Annotated in this window: 18 protein-coding genes and 2 pseudogenes; 11 read left to right on the top strand and 9 right to left on the bottom strand. The window is 60.7% G+C overall.

Annotated elements, in window-relative coordinates; all coding sequences use genetic code 11:
* The first annotated feature begins 43 nt into the window (after positions 1–43).
* Genes argJ through ACZ5VE_RS01860 form a run of 3 tightly spaced genes read left to right on the top strand, consistent with a single transcriptional unit; the run spans position 44 to position 2,639 of the window.
* A complete protein-coding gene (gene argJ / locus ACZ5VE_RS01850; RefSeq protein WP_464456388.1) occupies positions 44–1,273 on the top strand; it encodes a bifunctional glutamate N-acetyltransferase/amino-acid acetyltransferase ArgJ in 1,230 nt (409 codons plus the stop codon).
* The gene (locus ACZ5VE_RS01855; RefSeq protein WP_464456389.1) at positions 1,270–2,160 is read left to right on the top strand and encodes an ATP-binding protein; all 891 of its coding nucleotides are present in this window, start codon (positions 1,270–1,272) and stop codon (positions 2,158–2,160) included. Before argJ ends, ACZ5VE_RS01855 begins: the two co-directional genes overlap by 4 nt.
* On the top strand, positions 2,157–2,639 hold the full coding sequence (locus ACZ5VE_RS01860) for an NUDIX domain-containing protein (RefSeq protein ID WP_464456390.1): 483 nt from the start codon (positions 2,157–2,159) through the stop codon (positions 2,637–2,639). The genes ACZ5VE_RS01855 and ACZ5VE_RS01860 overlap by 4 nt, the downstream gene beginning before the upstream one ends.
* 30 nt (positions 2,640–2,669) lie before the next feature.
* Here the strand turns inward: ACZ5VE_RS01860 and ACZ5VE_RS01865 are convergent, their stop codons facing one another.
* From ACZ5VE_RS01865 to ACZ5VE_RS01895, 7 genes and pseudogenes are all read right to left on the bottom strand, one after another.
* On the bottom strand, positions 2,670–2,885 hold the full coding sequence (locus ACZ5VE_RS01865; RefSeq protein WP_464456391.1) for a DNA gyrase inhibitor YacG: 216 nt from the start codon (positions 2,883–2,885) through the stop codon (positions 2,670–2,672).
* Complete coding sequence (gene zapD / locus ACZ5VE_RS01870; RefSeq protein ID WP_464456392.1) at positions 2,882–3,637, bottom strand: cell division protein ZapD; 756 nt, start codon at positions 3,635–3,637, stop codon at positions 2,882–2,884. Before zapD ends, ACZ5VE_RS01865 begins: the two co-directional genes overlap by 4 nt.
* A gap of 22 nt (positions 3,638–3,659) precedes the next feature.
* Positions 3,660–4,277, bottom strand: coding sequence for a dephospho-CoA kinase (coaE, locus tag ACZ5VE_RS01875; protein ID WP_464456393.1), 618 nt, complete (start codon positions 4,275–4,277; stop codon positions 3,660–3,662).
* 3 nt (positions 4,278–4,280) lie between these two features.
* A complete protein-coding gene (locus ACZ5VE_RS01880) occupies positions 4,281–5,126 on the bottom strand; it encodes a prepilin peptidase (protein ID WP_464456394.1) in 846 nt (281 codons plus the stop codon).
* 1 nt (position 5,127) lies between these two features.
* The gene (locus ACZ5VE_RS01885) at positions 5,128–6,342 is read right to left on the bottom strand and encodes a type II secretion system F family protein (protein WP_464456395.1); all 1,215 of its coding nucleotides are present in this window, start codon (positions 6,340–6,342) and stop codon (positions 5,128–5,130) included.
* Positions 6,339–7,541 (bottom strand): annotated as a pseudogene (locus ACZ5VE_RS01890) (GspE/PulE family protein); the annotation flags it as partial. The gene ACZ5VE_RS01885 and the pseudogene ACZ5VE_RS01890, both read right to left, overlap by 4 nt.
* 188 nt (positions 7,542–7,729) lie before the next feature.
* Positions 7,730–8,890 (bottom strand): ABC transporter ATP-binding protein, encoded by a 1,161-nt coding sequence (locus ACZ5VE_RS01895; RefSeq protein WP_464456396.1) that lies wholly within the window; start codon positions 8,888–8,890, stop codon positions 7,730–7,732.
* 195 nt (positions 8,891–9,085) lie between these two features.
* Between ACZ5VE_RS01895 and ACZ5VE_RS01900 the strand changes: the two genes are divergently transcribed.
* On the top strand, positions 9,086–10,720 hold the full coding sequence (locus ACZ5VE_RS01900) for an ABC transporter permease (RefSeq protein ID WP_464456397.1): 1,635 nt from the start codon (positions 9,086–9,088) through the stop codon (positions 10,718–10,720).
* 183 nt (positions 10,721–10,903) lie between these two features.
* Here ACZ5VE_RS01900 and ACZ5VE_RS01905 read toward each other — a convergent pair whose 3' ends face one another.
* Together ACZ5VE_RS01905 and ACZ5VE_RS01910 are read right to left on the bottom strand one after the other, a co-directional pair.
* Positions 10,904–11,848: an ion transporter gene (locus ACZ5VE_RS01905; RefSeq protein WP_464456398.1), complete on the bottom strand. Its 945-nt coding sequence runs from the start codon at positions 11,846–11,848 to the stop codon at positions 10,904–10,906.
* 34 nt (positions 11,849–11,882) lie between these two features.
* Positions 11,883–13,397, bottom strand: a complete 1,515-nt coding sequence (locus ACZ5VE_RS01910) for an acetyl-CoA hydrolase/transferase family protein (RefSeq protein WP_464456399.1) — start codon at positions 13,395–13,397, stop codon at positions 11,883–11,885.
* Positions 13,398–13,625: 228 nt separating this feature from the next.
* On the opposite strand from ACZ5VE_RS01910, the gene ACZ5VE_RS01915 reads away from it, so the two are divergent.
* From ACZ5VE_RS01915 to ACZ5VE_RS01945, 7 genes and pseudogenes are all read left to right on the top strand, one after another.
* Positions 13,626–14,516: an MBL fold metallo-hydrolase gene (locus ACZ5VE_RS01915; RefSeq protein ID WP_464456400.1), complete on the top strand. Its 891-nt coding sequence runs from the start codon at positions 13,626–13,628 to the stop codon at positions 14,514–14,516.
* A 133-nt stretch (positions 14,517–14,649) separates the two neighbouring features.
* The gene (locus ACZ5VE_RS01920; RefSeq protein ID WP_464456401.1) at positions 14,650–14,961 is read left to right on the top strand and encodes a c-type cytochrome; all 312 of its coding nucleotides are present in this window, start codon (positions 14,650–14,652) and stop codon (positions 14,959–14,961) included.
* 12 nt (positions 14,962–14,973) lie between these two features.
* On the top strand, positions 14,974–16,248 hold the full coding sequence (locus tag ACZ5VE_RS01925) for an FCSD flavin-binding domain-containing protein (protein ID WP_464456402.1): 1,275 nt from the start codon (positions 14,974–14,976) through the stop codon (positions 16,246–16,248).
* A 13-nt stretch (positions 16,249–16,261) separates the two neighbouring features.
* Positions 16,262–16,699: pseudogene (locus tag ACZ5VE_RS01930) on the top strand (thiosulfate oxidation carrier protein SoxY); the annotation flags it as partial.
* Positions 16,700–16,738: 39 nt separating this feature from the next.
* A complete protein-coding gene (gene soxZ, locus ACZ5VE_RS01935) occupies positions 16,739–17,065 on the top strand; it encodes a thiosulfate oxidation carrier complex protein SoxZ (protein ID WP_464457417.1) in 327 nt (108 codons plus the stop codon).
* Between the two features lie 78 nt (positions 17,066–17,143).
* On the top strand, positions 17,144–17,845 hold the full coding sequence (locus ACZ5VE_RS01940; RefSeq protein WP_464456403.1) for a Crp/Fnr family transcriptional regulator: 702 nt from the start codon (positions 17,144–17,146) through the stop codon (positions 17,843–17,845).
* Positions 17,846–17,974: 129 nt separating this feature from the next.
* The gene (locus ACZ5VE_RS01945) at positions 17,975–18,985 is read left to right on the top strand and encodes a sulfate ABC transporter substrate-binding protein (RefSeq protein WP_464456404.1); all 1,011 of its coding nucleotides are present in this window, start codon (positions 17,975–17,977) and stop codon (positions 18,983–18,985) included.
* Positions 18,986–19,077 lie beyond the last annotated feature (92 nt).

Consider the following 19,077-nt stretch of genomic DNA (forward strand, 5'->3'; position numbering starts at 1 on the left):
TTGTGTACCGCCCAAACCATCACTGTTTTCCTGAAAGACCACCATGCCTGTGAATTTGCCACCACTGGACCCTGCACAACTCAAGCCCATCGCGGGCGTTCGCATCGGCATTGCCGAAGCCGGTGTGCGCAAAGCCAACCGCAAGGACCTGACCGTGTTTTTGCTGGACGAGGGTGCCAGCGTGGCGGGCGTGTTCACCAGCAACCGCTTTTGTGCAGCGCCGGTGCAGGTTTGCCGTGAACATTTGGCGGTGGGCAGCGCCGTGCGTGCCTTGGTCATCAACACCGGCAACGCCAATGCGGGCACTGGCGCACCGGGCCTGGCCCATGCGCGTCAGACCTGTGACGCGCTGGCCAAGTTGCTGCAATGCACGCCTGCGCAAATTTTGCCGTTTTCGACCGGCGTGATCATGGAGCCTTTGCCGGTGGACCGCATTGTGGCAGGCTTGCCCGCGGCTTTGGCTGACGCACAAGCCGTGCACTGGGCCAAGGCCGCCGAAGGCATCATGACCACCGACACCCAGCCCAAAGCCGCCAGCACGCAAGTGACCGTGGGCGGCCAGAGCGTCAGCATCACCGGCATCAGCAAAGGCGCGGGCATGATCCGTCCCAACATGGCCACGATGTTGGGCTTTGTGGCCACAGACGCCTGCATTGATCCGGCTTTGTTGCCCACGCTGGCCAAGCAACTGGCCGATGGCTCGTTCAACCGCATCACCATCGATGGCGACACCTCGACCAACGATTCCTTCATGCTGATCGCCACGCACAAGGCGGGCAACGCACCCATCACATCGCTGGACAGCGCTGAGGGCCAGGCCTTGCTCAAGGGTTTGATGCAAGTGGCCCGTCAGCTGGCCCATGCGATCGTGCGCGATGGCGAGGGCGCCACCAAGTTCATCACGGTGCAGGTCGAGGGTGGCCGCACGGGCGAAGAGTGCCGTCAGGTGGCGTATGCTATCGCGCATTCGCCCTTGGTTAAAACCGCCTTCTTTGCCAGCGACCCCAATCTCGGCCGCATTCTGGCCGCAGTAGGTTATGCAGGCATCGCCGATCTGGACCAGGGCCTGATTGAGCTGCATCTGGACGACGTGCATGTGGTCTCGCAAGGCGGACGCCGCGCCGAGTACCGCGAAGAAGACGGCCAGCGCGTCATGAAGGGCAGCGAGATCACCGTGCGCGTGGGCCTGGGCCGGGGGACCGCCACCGACACGGTGTGGACCTGTGACCTGAGCCACGAGTACGTCACCATCAACGCGGATTACCGTTCATGACCGCCTCTTCCCATTTAGCATTAGACCAGCTGCTGGCCAAAGTCAGCCAGTTGGTGGACCGCATCGAGTCGGTCTTGCCCCAACCCCTGTCTGCGCCCGACTGGACGCAGGCCATTGCCTGGCGTTACCGCAAGCGCTCGTCCGGCCACGGCGTGCTCGAACCTGTGCGCCATGTGGCGGCCATGACGCTGGCCGACTTGAAAGAAATCGACGACCAAAAAGAAAAGCTGCAGCGCAACACCGAGCAGTTTGTGCAGGGCCGCCCGGCCAACAACGTGCTGCTCACAGGCGCACGCGGCACCGGCAAGTCCTCGCTCATCAAGGCGTGCCTCAACACCTACGCGCCCCAAGGTCTTCGCCTGATCGAGGTGGACAAGGAAGACCTGACCGATTTGCCCGACATCATCGAGGTGGTGGCGGGACGCGACGAAAAGTTCATCGTGTATTGCGATGACCTGAGTTTTGAAGACGGTGAGCCGGGCTACAAGGCCCTCAAGTCGATTCTGGACGGCACCGTGGCGGCATCGACCCCCAATGTGCTGGTCTACGCCACCAGCAACCGCCGCCACTTGTTGCCCGAGTACATGAGCGAGAACCTCACCTACAAGCACACCGACGACGGCGAAGTGCACCCGGGCGAAGGCGTGGAAGAAAAGATTTCCCTGTCCGAGCGCTTTGGCCTGTGGATCAGCTTCTACCCCTTCTCGCAAGACGAGTACCTGACCATCGCCGGCCAGTGGCTCAGCGCCTTGGGCGCCACGCCTGCACAGATCACGGCGGCGCGTCCTGATGCTTTGTTGTGGGCCTTGGAGCGTGGTTCACGCAGCGGCCGTGTGGCCTACCAGTTTGCGCGGGACATGATGGGCCGCCAACCGGGTCAGGCATGAGCAAAGACCTTTTGGTGGCCGACGGCGAGCGTGAGCGCCAAGACCTGAGCGCAGGCCAGGTCGAACGCGCAGTGGTCGATGTGGCCGTGGGCGTGCTGATGCAAGCCGATGGCCATTTTTTGTTGACCTCTCGCCCCGAAGGCAAGGTCTACGCAGGCTATTGGGAATTCCCGGGTGGCAAGCTCGAAGCCGGTGAATCGGTCGAGCAAGCGCTGCGCCGTGAACTGCAAGAAGAGCTGGGCATCACGATCGGTGAGGCGCGGGCCTGGAAAACCCAGATGGTCGATTACCCGCACGCCTTGGTGCGGCTGCACTTTTGCAAGGTGTGGGACTGGCAGGGCGAGTTGCAAATGCGCGAAGCGCAGTCACATGCCTGGCAGACGCTGCCTGTCGCGGTCACGCCCGTGTTGCCGGGCACCATTCCTGTTTTGGCGTGGTTTGCTGAAGAGCGTCAATTCACGGGTGCCACGCACAACTGAATTTTGGCTGGGGCGGCGCGAACTCGGGGCTTATTGCAAACGTGGATCGCCAAACGGCTCGTCGGGCGGCGTGTCGTCGGGCAGTTTGAATTCTTCGCTGGCCCAGGCGCCCAAGTCGACACCTTTGCAGCGGGCGCTGCAAAACGGGCGATAAGGGTTGGTGCTGCTGTAAAGGCTCTGGCCCGCACAAGCCGGGCAGCGCACCTTGCGGGGCTTGAAGTCTTGAGGCTGGTTCGAATCGCTCATGCGCACAAAGACATCTCAAAAGCCACGTCATCGGTGGTGGCCACCAGTTTGCCATCGCTTTGCTGGCGCATCATGCGAATGACCACCAACAAACGGTTGCAGCTGATTTCGGGCGTGATGCCCAGCGACGGATCGATTTTGAGGCGCAGCAACTGAAAAGTGCGCCCTTGCGGTAGGTTTTGTTGCAATTGGCCAGCTGTGGCCATGACTTTTTGGCTGCTGCCGGATTCACGCAGCATTTGCAGCAGCAACTGGATGGCTTGTGCCAAAGGCCCAAACGGTGCCACCCATTGCGCCAAATCGTTGGCACGGCTCGATGCTTCGTGGTGCTGCCAAGCGTAATAGGCGGGCAAATCAAACTCGCAGGTGCCACCCGGAATGACAGCGCGGCTGCGCAAAGCCATCAGGAAATCGTTGTCGTTCAGGCTTTGGCCAATTTTGCCGCTGACCTGGTTGAGCGCTTCGAAGTGCTCATCCAGTTGGGCGATCAGGCCGTCGAGGGCTTTTTCGGAGATGGCCGGGTTGCCGCGGTAGCCGTTGTAAAGCTGCCTTTGGCGTTCCAGGTCTTTCAGAACGTCGGATTTGAGCTCCGAGCGTGAGGCCACTTCGATGATTTCAAACAAAGTGGTCAGCGCAAAGTGGTGGTCCAAGGCCTCGGTGCGGGCCATCAATTGGCCCAGGCGGTTGAACAGTTGTTGCAGGCGCAGGTAAGTGCGGATGCGTTCGTTGAAGGGGTATTCGTACAGTATCACGCGGCGTCTTCCAGTGCCGCCATCATAGCCCGAAGTCAGCAGCCACTTGGGCCACCTGGCCCTCTAATTCGGCCAGACTCAGCCCTTGGTTGAAGATCACCACATCGGCACAGGCCAGGCGTTGTGCCCGGGAGGCTTGCAAGGCGATGATGCGGTCAATTTCTTCGACCGCCAGACCGCTTCGGGCCACGACCCGTTGGCGTTGCGTGGCAGCATCGCAATCGACCACCACCACCCGGTCAACCTGTTTGCGCCACCGCTCGCCCGACTCCACCAGCAGCGGCACATCGAACACGAGGCAACGCTGGCTGTTTTGCAATGCGGCCTGCGCCTGTTCGGCCGTGATCAGGCTGACCAGTGGGTGAATGATGGCTTCGAGCTTGGCTTTGGCATCGGCATTTTTGAAAATCTGCTCCCGCATGGCTTGTCGGTCCATCGCGCCATGGGCATCGATCATGTCCGGGCCAAAGACTTGCGCAATCGGGGCGATCGCCCGCCCGCCCGGTGCGGTCACGCTGCGCGAAATCGCGTCAGCGTCGATCACGGCCGCACCGCGGGCCGCCAACATGGCTGCCACGGTGCTTTTGCCGCTGCCGATGCCACCGGTCAGGCCGATGCGCCAAATACGCTGAGTGTTCATGGTTTAAACAGGCAAGCCGGGCAGGGGGCCAAAGGCCATGACCCACAAACCCGCCAGGGCCAAAAAAGGACCAAACGGAATATAGCCGTCTTCGGGCAGGCGCTGGCGCACACGCAGCCAGATGCCCACGATGGCACCGGTGATGGACGCGATCAGCACCAGCGACAGCAAGGCGGGCCAGCCCAGCCAGGCACCCAGTGCCGCCAGCAGTTTGAAGTCACCTTGGCCCATGCCCTCCTTGCCGGTGACCAGCTTGAACAGCCAATAAACCGACCACAAAAACAAGTAGCCCATGACGGCCCCCCACAAGGCCGTGGACAAGCCGATCTGGCTCAGCCCCAGGCTGGCGGCCAACAAACCCGCCCACACCAAGGGCTGGGTGATGGCATCGGGCAGCAAGGTGGTGTCGGCGTCGATGGCCGCCAGGGTGACCAAAGCGGCGGCAAAACCCGCCCAAGCCAAAGCAGCGCCGCTCAGGCCGTGTTGGGCAAAGCTCCAGACAAACAAACCACTGGTCAACAGTTCCATGACCGGGTAGCGCCAGCCGATCGCGGCGTGGCATTGGCGGCAGCGCCCTTTGAGCCCAAGGTAGCTGAGCACCGGGATTTTTTCGGCCCAGGACAAGACGTGGCCACAGTGCGGGCAATGTGAGCCGGGCACGGCGATGTTGAAAGGCTTGTGCGATGGCTGCTCGGTGTGAGGGTGGCTGTCGGGGGCTTGTTCATGCAGCGCCGCAGCCCATTGGGCCTCCAGCATGCGGGGCAGTCGGTAAATGACCACATTCAGGAAGCTGCCCACCACCAAGCCCAGCAAAGCTGCTGCGCTCAAAACAGGTAAATCAATGGCCATCTCAGAAAACCTGACCGAGGCGAAAAATGGGCAAATACATGGCCACAAGAATACCGCCAATCAGGCCGCCCAACACGACAATGATCAAGGGTTCCAGCAAACTCGACAGGCCGTTCACCCGATCGTCCAGCTCGGTTTCCATCAGGCCACCCGCCCGCGCCAGCAAGTTGTCCATGGCACCAGTCTCTTCGCCCGTGGCGCACAGCTGCACGATCATGGGTGGGAATCGGCCCGTTTGGCCCATGGCTTCGCTCAAGCGGCTGCCTTGCGCCACTTGTCTTTGCAGTTGCAAAGTCACGCGTGCAAATACAGCGTGGTCGCAGGCTTGCGCCACAGGCCCCAATGCTTCTGCCAAGGGCACGCCGGCTGCCAGCAAGGCCGACAAGGTTTGCGCCCAGCGTGCCACCACCGCCGTGCCGATGAGTGGTCCTAGCACGGGCCATTTGAGCAACCAGCGGTCCCGGGTGACGTGGAACCGGGCTTGTGCGGCTTGCGGGCGTTGCCAAAACCAGAGGCACAGCACAACGCCCAAAAACGCGACGGGACCCGAGGCGCTCAAACCATCGCTCAGCGCCACCACCATTTGTGTGGCCCAGGGCAATTCGGCCCCGAATGACTTGAAAACGTCCTCGAATACGGGCACGACAAACACCAAAATCAGCACCAAAACCGCGATGGCCACCCCCATCACCGCCGCGGGGTACATCAGCGCGGAACGCACGCGTGAGCGCAAGGCTTCGTTCTTTTCCAATGTGTGTGCCAAACGCTCCATCATGGTGTCCAGAATGCCAGCCGATTCACCCGCCTGGACCATGCTGCTGTAAAGACCCGTGAAATGCGCCGGGTGCCTGGCCAAGGCCTCGTGCAAAGCCGCGCCGGAAGCCACATCGTTGTGCACCTGTTGCACGATGTCCACCAGCGCAGCAGACGTCAGACTGCGCGACAGCATGTCCAGCGATTGCAAAAGGGGAACCCCCGCGCGCAGCAGTGCCGCCAGTTGTCGGGTCATGAGCGACAGGTCGCCGGGGCGCACACGCGGCGTGCTGTCCCACCACAAGCGCTGCAGCCGCACTTGCTGCACGCCTTGTTTGCGCAATTGGGCGCGGGCCAGTCCGGCAGCGTGGGCATTCACGCGTCCCTGCACGGGACGGCCTTGGGCATCACGCCCCTGCCATGCAAAAACCAGGGGTGGGCGCTGTGTGTCGGGCTGGCTCATGCACCGTACCGGGTGTTGGCCAAAACCTCGTCAAGCGAGGTGATGCCTTTGAGCACTTTGCGCAGACCTGCCAGCCGCAATGTCGCCACACCCTCACGCTGCGCCAGTTGTGTCATTTCCTGGTTGCCCGCATCGGACAAAATCAGAGCCTGCATGTCGGCACTCACAGGCATGACCTGAAAAATGCCGGTGCGCCCGGCAAAGCCCTTATGGCAATGCGCACAACCCACAGGCTTGAAAACCTCGACCGCATCGCCAGGCAACAAAGCCGCAGGCAGGCCTGCTTGCAGCAACACATCCGAAGGCAGGCGAACGCGCTCTTTGCACAAGGGGCACAGGCAACGCACCAGTCGCTGCGCCGTGATCAACGTCACGCTGGCGGCAATGTTGTAAGAGGCGGTGCCCATGTTGCGCAAACGCACCAGGGTGCTGGGGGCGTCGTTGGTGTGCAAGGTGGACAACACCAGGTGGCCCGTCTGCGCGGCCTGAATGGCGATGTTGGCCGTCTCCAGATCACGCACTTCGCCCACCATCAGGATGTCCGGGTCTTGCCGCAAAAAGGCCCGCAAAGCGATGGCAAATGTCAGGCCGGGCTTGTCTTGCACATTCACCTGGTTGATGCCTTGCAGCTGGATTTCGCAAGGGTCTTCGACCGTGGCGATGTTCACTTCGGCCGTGTTGAGCAGGTTCAGGCAGGCGTAAAGCGATTGTGTTTTGCCCGAGCCTGTGGGCCCGGTCACGAGCACCATGCCGTGCGGGCGGTGAATGGCTTCCACCAAGCGAGCCAGGTCTTCGGGCTCGTAACCCAGTTGGTTCAAGTCGAGTTGGGCCTGCGCTGAGTCCAGCACCCGGATGACCAGCTTTTCACCAAACAAGGTGGGCAAGGTACTGACACGCAAGTCCAGTTCGCGGCCACTGGCCAATTGCAGCTTCATGCGCCCGTCTTGCGGCAGGCGTTTTTCGGCAATGTCCAGTCGCGACAACACTTTGATGCGCGAGGCCAGGCGGTCTTTCAGCGCCATGGGCGGTGTTGCCATTTCACGCAACTCGCCGTCGATGCGCATGCGCACCCGGTAATGGTGCTCATACGGCTCAAAGTGCAAGTCCGAGGCTTTGAGTGCGACCGCCTGCTCCAGCAGTTGCTGAACCCAATGGACCACAGGCGCGTCGTCGATGGCCCCCAGCGTTGGGCGGTTGCTGAGCTTGTCCAGCATGGCGTCTCCCTGAATTATTTTGTTTTCTTTTGAAAACGCATCATGAGCCGCCTTGGGCTGTTTGTAAATGCAGGCAGCGAAAGCCGTCAGGCGGCACGGCGGTCAGGTGCGGGGCTTGTGGGTTAGCCGGGATGTGGCAGTCGGCATGACCGCTGCCCAGGCACTTCAGTGCTTCAGACGAATTTGACCGGCTGGTATTGCGGGTCGGTGTGTTCGCATGCTTCTGCCTTGGCGCAGGGCATCTGGCAGAGTTCTCGGTTGTTCACCGGGCAAACACGGTTGAAGGTGACGACGTGGTCCACCTCGGCACGGATGCCGATCCATTCACCCAGTTTGTGGTCGTGGTGGCTGGGCACATGTGCCATCAGCTGTTCGCCTGTGGCCAGGCGCAGGGTGTACAAAAATTCCGAACCGCGAAACGCCTTGCGGATGATTTCCGCCTTCACCGGGGCGTGGTCGTCGTGCACGATGTCGTCGGCCCGCAGCAACACGTCGCATTGACCGCCTTCAAACGCGCAAGGCAAGGGGCATTCGGCCACATCGCGCAGTTCGCCCACCGGGGTGCTGACCAGGATGTGCCCGTCTACTTCGCGCAGCGTGGCGGGGGTGAACACGCCATGACCAATGAAGTCAGCCACGAAGCGGGTGGCCGGGCGGTGGTACAGGCTGTAGGCATCGTCCCACTGGTGGAGTTGGCCTTCGTTCATCACGCCGATCACGTCGCCAATGGCAAAGGCTTCAAGCTGGTCGTGCGTGACCAGCAAGGCGGTGGCCTTGGCGGCTTTCAGGATGTTGCGCACCTCGTGGGCCAAACGCTCGCGCAGGTCGATGTCGAGGTTGGAAAACGGCTCGTCCAGCAGCAGCAAGTCGGGCCTGGGGGCCAAGGCGCGGGCCAAGGCCACGCGTTGCTGTTGCCCCCCCGAGAGTTCGTGCGGGAAACGTTTGTCGGCACCGCCCAAACCCACCAGCTCCAGGACTTCGGCCACGCGTTGCTGGTGTTCGGCCTTGGGCAGATGGTTCAAGCCAAAGCCCACATTGCGGCCCACGTCCATGTGTGGAAACAACGCGTAGTCCTGAAACACCATGCCAATGCGGCGGTTTTCTGCGGCTTCGGTGTGACCCGCTTCGCTGACCACGCGGCCAGACAGCAGGATCTTGCCGCCAGAAACCGGCTCCAGCCCGGCCACGGCACGCAGCAGTGTGGTCTTGCCGCAGCCCGATGGACCGATCAGTACGCCAATGTCACCTGCACGCAAGCCCAGGTTCACGCCGCGCACGGCAGGCGTGGGTCTGCCGGGGTATTGGATGTCCAGTTGGCGAAGTTCTAGAAACATGAGATGGATTGTAGGCAGGTTGGTCGGCCTTTCATGGCGTGGGCTGATCGCCAGCAGGCTGGCTCCTACAGGTCAGAGGATCTGTGGGGGTGGGAGCTTGCCTGCAAGCGATGGGGGCCGCAAGACCCAAGCATCTGATTCGCCAGCAGGCGGGCTCCTACAATAAGCCATGACCTTGTTGAACCCGGTTTCTTGATGCTGCACACCCTGGCTCGCCGCTTGTCGGGTCTTCCCTCGCTGTTTTATGCCTTGTTGGCACTGGCTTTGGCCATGCCGGTGTTGGCCGTGCTCGGCTCGTGGTTGCAATGGAATGGGCAAAGTGCCGAGATTTTGCGGGAGATGGGGCGCACTGTGCTCCCCGATTACGCGCTCACCACCTTGGGCCTTTGCCTCATGGTGGCGGTCGGTGTCACGGTGTTGGGCCTGGCCACGGCAGCGCTGGTCACGCTGTTTGATTTTCCGGGGCGGGGTGTGTTTGAGTGGTTGCTGCTTTTGCCGCTGGCCATGCCCGCTTATGTGGTGGCCTATGCCTACACCGACTTTTTGCAGTTCAGCGGACCGCTGCAAGTGGCTTTGCGTGAAGCGCTGGGTTTGCAAGGTCGCTTGTGGCCCGATGTGCGCAGCGTCTGGGGTGCGGCGCTGGTGTTCACGCTGGCGCTCTACCCCTATGTCTATCTGCTGGCCCGCACCGCCTTGGTCGAGCGGGCTTCGGGCCTGATGGAAGCCGCCCGGCTGCTGGGTGCGCCGCTGTCACGCCGCATTCGCGAGATCGCTTTGCCATTGGCCCGCCCGGCGGTGGCCGCTGGCGTGGCGCTGGCGCTGATGGAAACCCTGGCCGATTTTGGGGTGTCCAGCTATTTCGGCATTCAGACCTTCACGGCCGGCATCTACAAAGCCTGGTTGTCGATGGACAACCGCATTGCCGCAGCGCAACTGGCGACCGTGTTGTTGGCCGTGGTGGTGGTCTTGCTTCAATTGGAGCAGCGGGCTCAAAAACGCATGCGTTTCAACCAGGGGCGTGGTTCACGCCAGGGCTCTGCCGAGGCGCAGCCCCTTTTGCTGCAGGGTGCTCGCCGGGTCATGGCTTGGGCGGTGTGCAGTTTGCCCGTGCTGTTGGGCTTTGTGTTGCCCGTGCTCATCATGCTGCGGGCTTTGGTGGCAGAGACGACCGATTTGCCCTGGGACCGTTTTGGCCAATGGGCGTTGACCAGTTTGCGCTTGGGCGCGGTGACTGCCTTGTTGGCGGTGGGCGTGGCGATGGCGCTGGCTTTCAGCGTGCGCACACGGGCCGACCGCATCAGCCAGGGGGCCATTCAGCTGGTTGGCTTGGGCTACGCCATTCCCGGTGCGGTGGTGGTGGTGGGCTTGCTTTTGCCTGTGGGCTGGATTCAGCAGACCTGGCCTGCATCTTCGGCTGGGGCCTGGATCACGGCCACTTCTTTGGGCTTGGTTTGGGCTTATCTGGTGCGCTTTTGCGCCGTGGCCTTGCAATCGGTGCAAAGCGGTTATGCGCGCATTCCGGCCAGCCTGGACGATTCGGCCCGCATGCTGGGCGTGACCGGTTGGGGCCTGATGCGCCGTGTGCATGCGCCCTTGTTGAAACGCACCACTCTGGCGGCCATGCTGTTGGTGTTTGTGGATGTGATGAAAGAGCTGCCTGCCACCATGGTGTTGAGGCCTTTCAACAGCGACACGCTGGCGGTGGTGGCCTACCAGTTGGCGCGAGACGAGCGCTTGGGCGAGGCCGCTTTGCCCTCGCTGGCGCTGGTGCTGGTGGGTTTGATCCCCGTGATCATGCTGAGTCGCACATTGCGACAGTCAAACAACTGATCTCTCCATTGGGGCGGGCGTTAGCTTGCCACGCACTCAGGCGTGTTTGCGGCCAATCGCTTGCAGGCAAGCTCCTACAAAAGAGGCACGGTATTGGTTTTTGTAGGAGCCAGCCTGCTGGCGAATCAGGTGTGTGCAGCTTTGCTGCCAATCGCTTGCAGGCAAGTTCCTACAAAAGAGGCATCAAATGGGCTTCTTGTCGGTCAGGGATTGTTCTTCGATGATCTGCCGGACGATGGCCCGGGCATGGTCTTCGGTCAGGCTGAATTCCTGGCGCAAGTGTTCAATGGTTCGTCGCTCTTTGGCACTCAGATGGCCGTCTTTGAGGACTTCTTCCACCTCGGTGGTGAATTCAATTTCCTGTGTTCGCACGCGTGTGGCAAACGCCGAGGCCACGATGCCAGTCAGCAGCGCCACCGTGAACACCCCTGACAAGGCGGTAAAGGCCCCGATCACTTTGCCCCAAGCCGAGATGGGCGTGGCATCGCCATAGCCCACGGTGGTGATGGTCACGATGGACCACCACATGGCGTCGGGGATGGTGCCGAATTTGTCGGGCTGCAAGGCATGCTCGGCGTAGTACATCAGGCATGAGGTGATCAGGATCGACAACGCCAGCAAGTAAAGCGCCGAGATGAAGGCATCTCTTTCTGCGTAGATGGAGGCGATCAGGTCCTCCAGCGCCGTGGAGTAATGCGACAACTTCAAGATGCGCATGACCCGGATGACACGCAAGAAGCGCAAATCCAGACCTGGCAACAAGGATTGCAAGAAAAACGGCACGATCGCCAGCAAGTCGACCAGGCCATGAAAACCGAGCATGTAGCGCAGACGCCGACGGTTGGCGTTGGCATGGGCGTTGGTGTGGTGGTTTTTCTCTGCGGCTGTCCAGATGCGCAGCAGGTATTCGATGCTGAAAAAAACAATCGACACCGTGTCGAACCAGGCCAAAGCCTGGTGGTGTTGCGCGCCGATCGAGGGCACGGATTCGATGACGACCGCCACCACATTGCACAGCACCATCAAGGTCAACACCCAGGAAAATACCCAAGCGGTCTTTTGGTCTTTGTGGCTTTTGAGCTCGAGGATCAGAAACAGCCGGTGTCTCAGCGGGTGGTGTGCATTCATGCGCACATCTTAGACAAGAATGCCCGGGCGGCTTTTACATCTGCCCTGTCTTGAGGTAACGGCTGTGCCAGCTCAGCGCTTCGTCCATCATGTGGGGCGTGTGCAGGCCGGCGCCGCTGTGGCGGGCGCGCTCCATGTAGTCCAGCAATTGGGGCCTGAATGAGGGGTGAGCGCAGCGCTCCACAATCAATTTGGCGCGTTGGGTCGGGGCCAGGCCACGCAGGTCGGCCAAGCCTTGTTCGCTCACGATGACCTGCACATCGTGCTCGGTGTGGTCGTGGTGCGACACCATGGGCACGATGGCCGAAATGCGACCTTCTTTGGCCACGGAAGGTGTCATGAAAATCGACAAATAGGCATTGCGCGCAAAGTCGCCCGAGCCACCAATGCCGTTCATGATGCTCGAACCCATGATGTGGGTGGAGTTCACGTTGCCGTAAATGTCAGCCTCGATCATGGCGTTCATGGCGATCACACCCAAACGGCGCACCAGCTCAGGGTGGTTGCTGATCTCTTGTGAGCGCAACACGATGCGTTGGCGGTAAAAGTCGATGTTGTCCTTGAACTCGGCCGCAGCATCGGGGCTGAGCGACAAGGCGGTGGCCGAAGCAAAGGCCAGTTTGCCCGAGCGCAGCATGTCCAGCATGCCGTCTTGCAACACTTCGGTGTAGGCCGTCAGGTTTTCAAAAGGGCCTTGGTTCAGACCGGCGAGCACCGCATTGGCCACATTGCCCACGCCCGATTGCAGCGGCAGCAGTTCTTTGGGCAAGCGACCCACCTTCACCTCATGTGTCAGGAAGTCGATGATGTGGCCCGCGATCCGGGACGACACTTCGCTGGGTGGGTCAAAAGCCGAGTTCCGGTCAGCGTGGTCGGTCACCACCACCGCGATCACCTTGGACGGGTCGCACTGCAGATGGGGCTGACCGATCCGGTCACTGGTTTTGACCAAAGGAATCGGCTGTCGGTGTGGCGGCAATTGCGTGCCGTAGTAAATGTCGTGCATGCCCTCCAGTGCGGGGTCCTGGTGCAGATTGACTTCCAGAATGATCTTGTCGGCTTGGTCCAGCCAGGTCTTGTTGTTGCCCACCGAGGTGGACGGGATCAAGCGCCCATCGGGCAAGATGCCCACCACCTCGATCACGGCCACATCCAGCTGGCCCAGAAAGCCAAACCACGCTGCTTGCGCCACATGCGAGAGGTGCATGTCGGTGTAAAGCATTTGTCCGGCGTTGATCAGCTTGCGGCAAGTCGGGTCTGACTGGTAGGGCAGCCGCATCTCGATGCCTTGGGCCTGGGCCAGTGCGCCGTCCAGCTCGGGGGCGGTGGAGGCGCCCGTCCACAGACCAATGCGGGCATGGGTTTGGCCCGATGCGTGCAAGGCCGCCAGCCGTGCTGCCAAAGCCTGCGGCACCGCCTTGGGGTAGCCTGCACCGGTGAAACCGCTCATGCCCACGTTGGCACCGATCGGGATCAGTTCGGCCGCTTGCGCCGCGGTCATGATTTTGGCGTGCAGGGCAGCATTTTGGATGCGGTCAGGGATGCGCATGGGGGTTTCCGTGTGTGGCAGGGGCTCAGCGCCCGGGTGTCAAAGCTGGTGGCTGTGATCAACGTGAAAAGTCTAACAGGTACTTTTGAAAATATAAGGGTAAACCCTTTGTTGAGGGCGCACGCATCCTCATTGAGCAGGCCTTTTCAGGACGGGGCGTATGCGGGTGCCCCTGCGGTTGAATGTCGATTGCGCCTAAACTCGATTCCATCTTTTCAGACCGACGCCATGAGCCCACTTGCCCCAGCACCCGTCCGTCCCCTGGTCCAAGGCATTTTTGACCCGGCCACCTGGACCGTGACCTATGTGGTCTATGAAGCCGCAGGCACGGCCTGCGCCATCATCGATTCCGTGCTGGATTACGACCCCAAGTCGGGGCGAACTAGCACAGCCAGTGCGGACAAGGTGATTGACTTTGTGCGCAGCAAGGGCCTGCAAGTGGCCTGGATTTTGGAGACCCACGCCCATGCGGACCACCTGAGTGCGGCGCCTTACTTAAAAGCCCAACTGGGTGGCCAAACCGCCATCGGTGCCCACATCACGGCCGTGCAAAAAGTCTTCAAGGGCGTCTTCAACCTGGAGCCCGACTTTGCGGTGGATGGCCGCCAGTTTGACCACCTGCTGGCCGATGGACAGCGCCTGCCTTTGGGCAACTTGCAACTGCAGGCCCTGTCGGTGCCGGGTCACACACCGGCTTGCATGGCCTACCAGGTGGGCGATGCCGTGTTTGTCGGTGACACGCTGTTCATGCCCGATGTGGGATCGGCGCGGTGCGATTTTCCGGGGGGCGACGCCCGGGCCTTGTATGCCTCGGTGCAAAAGATCCTGAGCCTGCCGCCACAAACCCGCTTGTTCATGTGCCACGACTACCCGCCTGAGGGGCGTGCTGTGCAGTACGAAACCACCGTGGCCGCCCAGCGTGCGGGCAACATCCACCTGAAAGAGGGCACCAGCGAAGCCGACTTTGTGCGCATGCGCACGGCCCGTGACGCCGGTTTGGCCATGCCGGTTTTGATCTTGCCTGCGGTGCAGGTCAACATTCGGGCTGGGGCCTTGCCACCGGCCGAAGCCAATGGCGTGGCTTATCTGAAGATCCCGCTGAACGCACCCATATCTTGATTTGTGCATAAGCAAAGAACAAATCAATGGTTTGAAACGGACGGCCAGGTCGCGCAGAATGGTTGCGCGCGCGGACTGCACGGCCATTGACGTGACCATAATGCCGGTGGCGATTATCTTCCGAGGAAAAACAATGAAAATTCAACACATTTTGATGGCATCTGCCGTTTGGATGACGGCGGGGTTGTCGCAGGCCCAGTCTGCCGATTCGGCCCAGGTGCGCAGCTGGGCGGCTTCTTGTGCGGCTTGCCATGGCACCAATGGCCATGCCCAGCCTGGCATGACCGCTTTGGCCGGTGTCCCCAAAGAATGGATTGTGCAAAAAATGCTCGACTTCAAGGCTGGCCGCGCGCCCGCCGCCACCGTCATGCACCAGTTGGCCAAGGGCTATTCTGACGAGCAGATCACGGCCATCGCGGCTTATTTTGCCGCGCAAAAACCATAAGGACACACCGCCATGCAACGTCGTCAATTTTTGCAAACCGGCTCCGCTTTGGGGGCCGTGGGGCTGTTGTCGGGCTGTGCCACTGTGGGCGGTGGCAAAGGCCCCAAGGTGGTCGTCATCGGTGGCGGTTACGCGGGGGCCACGGCCGCCAAATACATCCGCATGTGGTCCGATCAAAAAATCCAGGTCACTTTGGTTGAGCCCAATGAGGTCTTCATCTCCTGCCCGATTTCCAACCTGGTCATCGGGGGCAGCAAAACCATCGCCGACATCACCACGCCTTATGACAACCTGACTAAACGCCACGGCGTGCAGATCGTCAAGGACCGCGTCAACAGCATCGATGCCGACAAACGCACCGTCAAGCTGGCCGGTGGGGCCGAGTTGACGTATGACCGCTTGATCGTCTCACCGGGTGTCGACTTCATGTGGGAAACGCTGCCCGGCATGAACAAGCCCGGTGCCAAAGACAAAGTCATGCATGCTTGGAAGGCTGGCGCACAAACACTCACCCTGCGCAAGCAACTCGAAGCCATGCCCGACGGCGGCGTGTTCGCCATGTCGATCCCGCTGGCACCTTACCGCTGCCCGCCCGGTCCTTACGAGCGTGCTTGCCAGGTCGCCGATTACTTCAGCAAAGTAAAACCCAAGAGCAAAGTCTTGATTTTGGACGCCAACGACGACGTGACCTCCAAGGGCGCGTTGTTCAAGAAGGCCTGGGCCGAGCGCTACAAAGGCATCATCGACTACCGCAACAAGCACAACGTCACCGATGTGGACGCCGCCACCAACACCTTGAAGTTCGAGTTCAACGACGACATCAAGGCCGACGTGCTCAACGTCATTCCCGGCATGCGTGCCGGTGATGTGGCGGTCAACGCGGGTCTGGCCACTGCCAACAAGCGCTGGTGCGAAGTGGACTTCCTGACCTTTGAATCCAAGGTCGCCAAAAACGTGCACGTCTTGGGCGACTCGATCCAGATCGCCCCCGGCATGCCCAAGTCCGGCCACATGGCCAACCAGCACGGCAAAACCTGCGCGGCGGCCGTGGTGGCTTTGCTGACCGATCAGCCTGTCAACACTTTGCCGATCTACAACAACACCTGCTACAGCTTTGTGAGCGCCGAAGAAGTGGTGCACGTGGCCAGCGTTCACCGCTATGACGCCGCGCAGAAAACCATGCTCACGGTGCCGGGCTCAGGCGGATTGTCGGGCGCTGCCAACGCGTTGGAAGGCCACTATGCGCTGGCTTGGGCGCGCAACATCTGGGCCGATACCCTAGCCTGATCTGTCCATGCCCATGATTCCCTCTCGCCGTCACACCCGCCGCCAACTGCTGCAATGCGCCGCAGCTGCTGGCGTGTGCGCATCACTGGGGCCTGTGCAGGCTCTGGCTGCCTCGCCCGCCTTTGAAGGCAAAACCCTGGCGCAGGTGGCCAAGGCCCTGGGGGCCAAATCGGTCGCGGCCAGCGCCGATGTGCGACTGAACACCCTGGACTACGCAGAAAACGGTGCGGCTGTGCCGGTGGACATCGCCACATCGCTGTCCGGTGTCGAGCGCATGGTCTTGTTTGTTGAGAAGAACCCCACGCCCTTGATTGCTGTTTTTCAGCTCAGCGAGTGGGTGGACGGCGCCTTGACGCTGCACACCAAGATGGCCCAGACCTCGGCCGTGTATGCGATGGTGATCATGGCCGATGGCCGTGCCCTGTATGCCAAAAAAGAAGTCAAGGTGGTGTTGGGCAGTTGTGGATCGGTCTCTGAAACGCCGGACAACGTGGATGCCAAACGCCCCACCGAACCCACCCGCATCCGTGCACAAATTCAGGGTGACTCGGCCCTGGTGCGCATGCGCATGGCGCACGAGATGGAGTCGGGCCAGCGCAAGAATGCCGCAGGCAAACTGGTACCCGCCTGGCATATTGACCACGTGTCGATCCAGCTCAATGGCAAACCTGTTCTCACGGCTGATTGGGGTCCGGGTGTCTCGCGCAACCCGTATCTGCAATTAACCCTCAAAAAAGCCAAAGCCGGCGACAAACTCTCGGTCGTCTGGCGGGACAACAAAGGTGCCATGCGCACCGACGATTTGTTGTTGGTTTGATCTGACCCTTTGGCCTACGGGCCTATGCCTCTGGCCCTTGTCAGTGGGGCGCAGTTTGGGCATGCTAAATTCAAAACCATGATTCCCATCCAAACCGACTCCACCTGGAAAGGCACCTCAGACTGCCGCAACTGTGGCATTCGGGACATGGTGTTGTTTGCTGACCTGAACGAGCAAGACTTTGGTGAAATCCACACGCCGATTGACGACATGGTTTTTGCAGTCGACTCAGTCCTTTACAACGAAGGGCAAACGGCATTGGGTGTGTTTACCTTGCGCAAAGGCATGGTCAAGCTGGTCAGAGCCACAGCCGATGGTCGTGAGCGCATTGTTCGTGTTTTGCGGCAGGGTGACGTGTTGGGCTTGGAAGCACTGGCCACCGAACGGTATGACACCGAAGCCATCGCGCTGGTCGAAACCAGCGTGTGCCGCATTCCCTTGTCGGTGCTGCACCACCTGTCTGCCACTTCACCGCGCCTGCACAAACGCCTGATGCAAAAGTGGCAACAAGCCCTCAAGGATGCCGATGACTGGCTGGCCGATCTGAACTTTGGCTCCGCACGTCAGCGCGTGGCCGCGTTGGCACTCAAAATGCGCGACCCCGAGCAGCCCCACTTGACCTCGTTTTTTGCGCGAGATGACATGGGTGCCATGCTCGACATCCAACTCGAAACCGTCAGCCGTGAGATCAGCGGCTTGGTTCGCGACGGTGCCCTCAAGCCCTGCGACAAGCAAGGCCGCCGCTACGAAATTCTGAACGACGCGATGTTGTTGCGCTGATCGGCTTGTACGTTCGCGCTTGATAGATGTTTGCCTTATTAGAAAATGAGAAAACAGTCGTTTGAGTTTTAAGGCTTGGCTTCCAGAATCCATTCCATCAACTTTCTGATGCGAACCCACTGGACACCTATGACAACCCATCGCCGCTTCTTCCATTTGTTGGCCTTCGCCGCCATCGGCCTGACCGCCGTGTGCGCACAAGCCCAAGCGCCCGTCAGCCTGCTCAATGTGTCTTACGACCCGACCCGCGAGCTGTACGCCGAATTCAACCAGGCCTTTGCCAAACACTGGAAGGCCAAGACCGGCCAGGACGTGAGCATCAAACAATCGCACGGCGGTTCGGGCAAGCAAGCCCGCTCGGTGATTGACGGGCTGGATGCCGATGTGGCCACCCTGGCGCTGGCCGGTGACACCGACGCTTTGCACAAAAACGGCAACCTGATCCCCAAAGACTGGCAAAAGCGCTTGCCGCACAACAGCTCGCCCTACACCTCGACCATCGTGCTGGTGGTGCGTCAGGGCAACCCCAAAGGCATCAAGGATTGGGACGATCTGGTCAAGCCCGGCATCAGCGTGATCACGCCCAACCCCAAAACATCGGGCGGTGCCCGCTGGAACTACCTGGCCGCCTGGGAATTTGCCAAGCGCCATTACGGCAGCGAAGCCAAAGCCAAAGACTTCGTGACCGCGCTTTATAAAAACGTGCCCGTGCTCGACACCGGGGCCCGGGGCTCGTCCATCACCTTCGCCCAGCGTGCCCAGGGTGACGTGTTCATCAGCTGGGAAAACGAAGCCAACCTGCTGGAAAAAGAATTCGGCAACAAGATCGACGTGGTCTACCCGTCCATTAGCATCCTGGCCGAGCCCGCCGTGGCCGTGGTCGACAAAAACGTGGACCGCAAAGGCACCCGCGCGGTGGCGCAGGCCTATCTGGACTACCTCTACACCGACGAAGGTCAGGACATCGCGGGCAAAAACTTCTACCGCCCCATCTCGCCCAAGGCCCAGGCCAAATACGCCAAGCAATTCCCCAAGCTCAACCTGTTCACCATCGACCAGGCCTTTGGCGGCTGGGAAAAAGCCGACAAAGCCCACTTTGCAGACGGCGGCAGCTTTGACCAGATTTACACCAAGAAGTGATCTGTCACTGAGAGGTCAAGTTCAAACTTGATCGGGATGCAAAGCCCGCTGGTGATGATCGCTTGTGGGCTTTTTCTATGGTGCTCAGAATT

This window comes from Limnohabitans sp. INBF003 (assembly GCF_055396645.1).

Coding starts and splice junctions, on each gene's coding strand:
- argJ (WP_464456388.1), top strand. CDS start 44: ATGCCTGTGAATTTGCCACCACTGGACCCTGCACAACTCAAGCCCATC.
- ACZ5VE_RS01855 (WP_464456389.1), top strand. CDS start 1,270: ATGACCGCCTCTTCCCATTTAGCATTAGACCAGCTGCTGGCCAAAGTC.
- ACZ5VE_RS01860 (WP_464456390.1), top strand. CDS start 2,157: ATGAGCAAAGACCTTTTGGTGGCCGACGGCGAGCGTGAGCGCCAAGAC.
- ACZ5VE_RS01865 (WP_464456391.1), bottom strand. CDS start 2,885: ATGAGCGATTCGAACCAGCCTCAAGACTTCAAGCCCCGCAAGGTGCGC.
- coaE (WP_464456393.1), bottom strand. CDS start 4,277: ATGAACACTCAGCGTATTTGGCGCATCGGCCTGACCGGTGGCATCGGC.
- ACZ5VE_RS01880 (WP_464456394.1), bottom strand. CDS start 5,126: ATGGCCATTGATTTACCTGTTTTGAGCGCAGCAGCTTTGCTGGGCTTG.
- ACZ5VE_RS01885 (WP_464456395.1), bottom strand. CDS start 6,342: ATGAGCCAGCCCGACACACAGCGCCCACCCCTGGTTTTTGCATGGCAG.
- ACZ5VE_RS01895 (WP_464456396.1), bottom strand. CDS start 8,890: ATGTTTCTAGAACTTCGCCAACTGGACATCCAATACCCCGGCAGACCC.
- ACZ5VE_RS01900 (WP_464456397.1), top strand. CDS start 9,086: ATGCTGCACACCCTGGCTCGCCGCTTGTCGGGTCTTCCCTCGCTGTTT.
- ACZ5VE_RS01905 (WP_464456398.1), bottom strand. CDS start 11,848: ATGAATGCACACCACCCGCTGAGACACCGGCTGTTTCTGATCCTCGAG.
- ACZ5VE_RS01910 (WP_464456399.1), bottom strand. CDS start 13,397: ATGCGCATCCCTGACCGCATCCAAAATGCTGCCCTGCACGCCAAAATC.
- ACZ5VE_RS01915 (WP_464456400.1), top strand. CDS start 13,626: ATGAGCCCACTTGCCCCAGCACCCGTCCGTCCCCTGGTCCAAGGCATT.
- ACZ5VE_RS01920 (WP_464456401.1), top strand. CDS start 14,650: ATGAAAATTCAACACATTTTGATGGCATCTGCCGTTTGGATGACGGCG.
- ACZ5VE_RS01925 (WP_464456402.1), top strand. CDS start 14,974: ATGCAACGTCGTCAATTTTTGCAAACCGGCTCCGCTTTGGGGGCCGTG.
- ACZ5VE_RS01940 (WP_464456403.1), top strand. CDS start 17,144: ATGATTCCCATCCAAACCGACTCCACCTGGAAAGGCACCTCAGACTGC.
- ACZ5VE_RS01945 (WP_464456404.1), top strand. CDS start 17,975: ATGACAACCCATCGCCGCTTCTTCCATTTGTTGGCCTTCGCCGCCATC.